This is a genomic window from Alkalitalea saponilacus, assembly GCF_900168165.1.
GTDB classification, from domain to species: Bacteria; Bacteroidota; Bacteroidia; order Bacteroidales; family Marinilabiliaceae; genus Natronoflexus; species Natronoflexus saponilacus.
In genome coordinates, this window is sequence record NZ_FUYV01000096.1 from 1 (window position 1) to 1,000 (window position 1,000).

Consider the following 1,000-nt stretch of genomic DNA (forward strand, 5'->3'; position numbering starts at 1 on the left):
AACGGTCACATATATGAAATGTTGGGGCTGCGGTGTGCGTCTTTGTCTGCCGTTACAAAAGTTTGTGCGGGGCAGAAAGATTCATGTAAACACCAAGCCCCCAATATTTTATATATGATGTTGCCGGCAGGTTTTCTTTGTTTCTGGCGGTTTAGTTTTACGAAAATCATCTAGGAAGTAAGTATGTGAAACCCAATGAGATAACATTATTCTGTGTCTCCATGTTGTAGCCATTCATTTTTTCCATATTGTATACGTTTCCTATCATTCTGTTGAAATTTAAAAAGAAGTAACCTTTTCTTGTGTTGTAATTTATTTCTAAAGATGTAGAGAAGATAATACTCCTTGCAAAATCAAATTTCACTTTATCGAATTCTTCTTTCACAGGAGTACCTGGTATATTGTTAAACGGGTACTGATTCATAAGGTCGTTATCTAAGTCTACTTCCCAGTAATTGGATTTTATTCGTGAGCTAACATTAAGAGCGGGGGCAATACCAATCTTAAAATTAAAACGTTTATGAGGCTGGATAAATACCCCCATTGGTAGTTCAATGTAATCAAGGGCATATTTAATTATCTCTTTTACGGGGGTTGTCCCTCCACTTTGTGACACCTGCATTACATCCATGCTTTGCCGTTGATAGGTTGAGCCTTTGGGGGAATAGAGTAATTCGGTAAAAAATCCAAATAAATCATCCGTTGCATAGTTCATGACCAAACCTCCACTGATTCCAACTCGCGGTGAGATATTAAATGGTTCTAAGTTTCCTGTTAAAGACAACGCCTTTTCATCTTGCCAAGGGCCAATTTCTGAATTGAAATAACCAAAATTAAGACCTCCTTTTAACCCCCACCTGATTTCTTCTCCAGATGTTTGTGGTAAAAAGGAAATTGATAAAAGTAAAATGGCGAATAGTGATTTTGAAATCATAATTTTCTAAGTTTTGCAAAGGCAAAAGTTCTAAATAAATCCATTTTCTATTTTTTTTTTTTTTTT

Annotated in this window: 1 protein-coding gene; it reads right to left on the reverse strand. The window is 35.7% G+C overall.

Going from position 1 to position 1,000, the window contains the following annotated elements:
* Positions 1-166 precede the first annotated feature (166 nt).
* On the reverse strand, positions 167-934 hold the full coding sequence (locus tag B5X70_RS17820) for an outer membrane beta-barrel protein (protein WP_079559252.1): 768 nt from the start codon (positions 932-934) through the stop codon (positions 167-169).
* Positions 935-1,000 lie beyond the last annotated feature (66 nt).

Bases quoted from the DNA above. Each gene is read 5' to 3' on its own strand.
- B5X70_RS17820 (WP_079559252.1), bottom strand. From the start codon at position 934: ATGATTTCAAAATCACTATTCGCCATTTTACTTTTATCAATTTCCTTT.